Raw genomic sequence first — 4,500 nt, forward strand, 5'->3', positions numbered from 1 at the left:
TTGCTCCACTCTCCATGGTGCCCACCATCTCCTGTTGGTGGACACCATCGCCTGGGCCCACTCCATCAGGTCAGATGCTGCAGCGGCGTCGATCGCGGCGCAATGACGGTGCTGGTCGGACTATTACCCTTGATCAGGGTTCCGGTTCCGAGGATCTTGATCACCCGCTTCAAGTTGTACGCCAGGACCTGCAAGCTCATCTCGGTGGCCACCCGAGGCAGCGTCTTGGTCAGGAAATGATTCGAGCCCATCCAGCCCTTGAGCGTGCCGAAGACGTGCTCGACGGTCTGGCGGCGCAGCCTCATGGCTTCAGGTGCGCCTTCGAGCCGCTCTTGAACGACATCCAGTATGTCTTCGTGTTCCCACCGCGAGATGCGCCGTTCCTTGCTCGTAGTACATCGCGGCTTCATTGGACATCGCGGGCAGTCTGACGACCAGTACTTGTGCTGGATCTTGCCGGCCTCTTCGGAAGTCATGCGGTAAATGGCAATGCTGCCCGCCGGGCACCGGTACTGGTCCGCCTTGTCGTCGTACACGAAGTCGCGTTTGTCGAACAAGCCGGCTGCTGCGTTGTTCGATGTCATCGGCTTGGGCACCATCGCGGCAACACCCGCACGTTCGCACTCCAGGATTTCGTAGCCTTCGTAGTAGCCGCGATCCGCCAGCGCGATGAGGTTGTCTTGCGCGGTAGCCTCGTGGGCAAGCTTGGCCATGTGCGACAGCTGATCGCGATCGTGGCCCACGTTGGTGACCTCATGGGCCACGATCAAGTGATGCTTGCCATCGACCACGGTCTGCACGTTGTAGCCCACCATGCCCGTGCCCCGGCCGCTTGTGGCCATCGAGCGTGCATCGGGATCGGTCAGGGAGAGTTGACCGTCCTCAGAGGCCTTCATCTGCTCGCCGATGTCGTTCAGAGCCTGGATCTGCTGCTTGACCTTGGCGATCTTGTCCTTGAGGTGGGTGACCCGGCTGGGCAGCACCGCAGCTGGGTCACGGTCAGCGCGATCGAGGTCGACCAGGTACCGCTTGATGCTGTCCTCCAGCTGCTCGATGCGGGCGGCGAGCTTGCGGTCGGTGAAGTTCTTGTCGCGGTTGTTGACCGCCTTGAACTTGCTGCCGTCGATGGCGACGATGCCATCGGTGAAGAGCTTCATCCGGCGGCACAGCAGGACGAACTCTTTGCAGACCTTGCGGATGGCTTCGCCGTTATCGCGACGGAAGTCGGCAATGGTCTTGAAGTCCGGGGCCAGGCGCCCGGTCAGCCAGATCAACTCGAGGTTGCGCTGCGCTTCTGCCTCAAGGCGTCGACTCGACTGGACCCTGTTGAGGTAGCCGTAGACGTAGATCTTGAGCAGCGTCGCCGGGCTGTACGCCGGGCGCCCGGTCACAGCTGGCTCGGCGCGGTCGAAGCCCAACTGCTTGAGCTCGAGTTCCTCGACGAAGACATCGATGACGCGGACGGTGCTGTCCTCGTGGATCCAGTCATCCAGTCGCTCGGGGAAGAGAACGCTCTGGGTTCGATCTTGGCCTTCGACGTATCGCGGCATACCGGCTCCTGTGCTCGATATGGCCCATCACTCTAGGCAACGGCTACTGCGGCAGGAAGAGGGTTTTCACACAGCCTCGACCCACAGCTGACGTAGCGCCCGCAGAACTCGGTAGCGCAAAGCTGCCCATCGACGTGTCGTTGCATGAACTTCAATGGCGACATCGTCGGCCATCTAGGTCGCCCTCCTCTTCGACCAACGCCCCCTATGGGTGAGCAGTCTCTGCATGCGGGCCATGATTGTGTGTAACACAGTCTGCAGCGCTGCGTCGGTCGGCGCGCGTACTTCGACGAGTACCGGCGCGCCGTCAGTGCCGCGCTGGTACACACCGTCCAGCCTCAGGCAGGCCGAACGCGGTGAGGACATCGACGTGGGCACGTTGAGTACTCTGCACGCCGCCAAGGTCCTGAGGTGGCGACACATGATCCTGGTCGGCGTCAACGAGCGCCTGCTGCCCTTCCGCAGTAGCAATGAGGACCTGACTCCCAAGCGGCTGGAGGAGGAGCGCCGCCTCATGCATCTGGGCATCACGCGCGCCCGCCACACGCTGGCCGTGGGCACGCTGCGGCGACGCAAGAATGGCCGCGACACCATCGCCGGCGTGCCCAGCCGCTTCATCGCCGAGATGAAGCTCGACGAGGTGAAGAAGAAGGAAGACCCGCGCGCGCGGCTGAAGCGGCTGCGCGACGAGGTGACGGCCCGGGTGGCCGCGGCGGCGGCGGTGAAGTAGGCCGCGTCAGGACCGCGCCGCGCGCCGCGAGGCCACGCGCCCCACCGCCGCCAGGCCCGCCAGCATCAGCGCCCAGGTACCCGGCTCGGGCACCGGCGGCGGCGGCGCGATCGCGCCCTGGATGCCGACGATGCCGGCGCTGTTGAGCTGCGAGAAGTCCCAGCTCAGGCCCAGGGCCAGCGCGAAGCCGCTGGTGTCGACGCCATCGAAGGCCCCTTCGAGCCGACCGCCGAGGATCGTGAACTGGTCGCCCGGCTGCCCCTGGTAGCCATGCCCCGAAGACAACTTCAGGGTGCCGCCCAGCAGCAGCCAGGCCCCCGTGGAGTAGCGGTCGTAGTGGTCTGCGCCGCTGAGGTCGACCTCCAGCATGCTGCCGGGCATGAGCGCAAGCGCGTTGGTGTCGGTGAACTGCGCCGAGTCGTCACCGAGCGCCAGGCTGCCGAAGATGTACTTCGCGCCGCTGCCGCTGAGACCGACGCCGACCTGCAGCAGCGCCCGGTTCTCGATGATCATCTCGCCGTCGTTTTGGATGTGTGCGCCGGTTTCGGCCGTCAGCGGTCCCTTGAAGCTGACCTGGCTGGTGCCGACCTCCAGGCGCCCGCCGGAGGCCACGGTCACGGCTCCGTCGACGAAGCTGGTCGCGCCGGACAGGACGCGCAGGGTGCCATGCACGAGAGCCCCGGCTGCCGTCGCCAGCGTACCGTCGCGCAGGGTGATCAGGCCACCGGGATCCGCCACCAGGCTGCCGGCGGCGGCGGTGCCCCCGCTCTCCACCTGAAGGGTGCTGCCGCCCCAGATTCGCAGCGCGCCGCCCACCTCGACCCGGCCGCCGGCGGTGACCTTGACGTCGCTGCCCTGCCCCGGCCCAGTGCCGCCGCCGATCGTCAGCGTGCCTTCGCTGCGAAAGAGGGATCCGGCGCCGCTGACCGCCACGGTGTTGCGGTTGATCCCCGGGTCGAGCACGTCGGCTCGGCCCAGGTAGCTGTGCTGGCTGGTGACCGTGCCGCCGCCGGTGACCTGCAGGTCACCGGACCCCCGGGTGCCCACATCCAGGTCGCCGGTGTTGGACCAACGCGCGGACGGTCCGGTGACCACGGCGCGGCCGTTCCCCGGGATCGGGATGAAGAAGGCGCCGCGCCCCAGCGAGCCCAGGACCGCGCCGGTGGTGTCCAGCCGAGCTCCACTGCGGACTTGGAGCTCGCCAGAACCTCCCATGCCCACTTCGAGACGGGCATTGACCGTCAGATCCGAGCCGGACGCAAGCTGCAGGGTCGCAGGGCTGCCGAACAAGGTGCCGTAGCTGCGCACGCTGCCGGACCACTGTGAGCCGGTACCCGTGATCTCCAGGGTGCCGCCGAGGAAGGTGAGCGCAGCGCTGGCATCGAGATTCAGCTGCGAGGCGGTGAGCAGGCCGCCGCGCATGTCGAGCGCACCCTTCGACCAGACCTCCACGACGCCCAGGACGGCTTGGCTGGACACGCCGCTGATTTGCAGGATGCCACTGCCAAAGGCCGAGCCCGCCCGGACGTGATGGGCCTCTCCGACACCGACGTAGTTCGCCGTGACGCTGCCGCCGCTGAGGCTGTACCGGGAGGGACTGGGGTTTGCGTTGCCGATGAATGCGTCGGTGTAGTTGCCGATGTAGATCTGGGCGGCGCTGACCTCGCCAGCGGTCTGGTCGAACTGGGCCGGGCCGTGGACAAAGTCGCTGAAGTGGGAGCCCACGACCAAATACTCGCTCAACGCCAGCTTGCCTCCGGACATGGTGACTTGCGCCGTGGTCGCGTCGCCCCGCATGAACAGGCGCCCAAGCGCCAGGGTTCCGCTCGAGAGCCCGAGCGGCCGGATGGGTGCCGTGTCGTGAATCAGTTCGACCCAGGTGTCGGCGTCGGGCCGGATGGCCGCCCCGGTTCCAGGACTGCCAGAGCTGGCGTAGGTGGTCGACCAGCACGTGGCGGTGGTGCCCAAGTTCTGTGAGTCGCATCCCGGCGCCCAGGACCACCACAGCGCACTGGCGCTTGAGGCCGCGCCACTCGTCAACGCCAGGCACAGGGCGACGATCGCCTGCTTGAGATTCGAGGAGACGCGCATGGGTGTTGGCGCCGACCGAAAACTGAGCCAATTTTGAGGGTAATGCCGACCCAAAACTGAGCCAGGTGAACAACCTACCGTGCTGCATTTTTGTGCAGCAGGGGAGAGGAGTGATCACCATGGACATGA

Annotated in this window: 3 protein-coding genes; 1 reads left to right on the plus strand and 2 read right to left on the minus strand. The window is 66.2% G+C overall.

Features of this window, described 5'->3' with window-relative positions; translation table 11 throughout:
- Positions 1–65: 65 nt before the first annotated feature.
- Positions 66–1,550, minus strand: coding sequence for an IS1182 family transposase (locus JMV16_RS18145; protein WP_201495717.1), 1,485 nt, complete (start codon positions 1,548–1,550; stop codon positions 66–68).
- A gap of 235 nt (positions 1,551–1,785) precedes the next feature.
- On the opposite strand from JMV16_RS18145, the gene JMV16_RS18150 reads away from it, so the two are divergent.
- Positions 1,786–2,280, plus strand: coding sequence for a 3'-5' exonuclease (locus JMV16_RS18150; RefSeq protein WP_310737107.1), 495 nt, complete (start codon positions 1,786–1,788; stop codon positions 2,278–2,280).
- A gap of 6 nt (positions 2,281–2,286) precedes the next feature.
- Here JMV16_RS18150 and JMV16_RS18155 read toward each other — a convergent pair whose 3' ends face one another.
- The gene (locus tag JMV16_RS18155; RefSeq protein ID WP_201495719.1) at positions 2,287–4,371 is read right to left on the minus strand and encodes a PEP-CTERM sorting domain-containing protein; all 2,085 of its coding nucleotides are present in this window, start codon (positions 4,369–4,371) and stop codon (positions 2,287–2,289) included.
- Positions 4,372–4,500 lie beyond the last annotated feature (129 nt).

The organism is Rubrivivax sp. A210 (assembly GCF_904426505.1).
In the GTDB taxonomy this organism is placed as follows: Bacteria; Pseudomonadota; Gammaproteobacteria; order Burkholderiales; family Burkholderiaceae_C; genus Rubrivivax.

Excerpts from the sequence above, each read along its gene's own strand:
- JMV16_RS18145 (WP_201495717.1), bottom strand. The coding sequence starts at position 1,550 with ATGCCGCGATACGTCGAAGGCCAAGATCGAACCCAGAGCGTTCTCTTC.
- JMV16_RS18150 (WP_310737107.1), top strand. The coding sequence starts at position 1,786 with ATGATTGTGTGTAACACAGTCTGCAGCGCTGCGTCGGTCGGCGCGCGT.
- JMV16_RS18155 (WP_201495719.1), bottom strand. The coding sequence starts at position 4,371 with ATGCGCGTCTCCTCGAATCTCAAGCAGGCGATCGTCGCCCTGTGCCTG.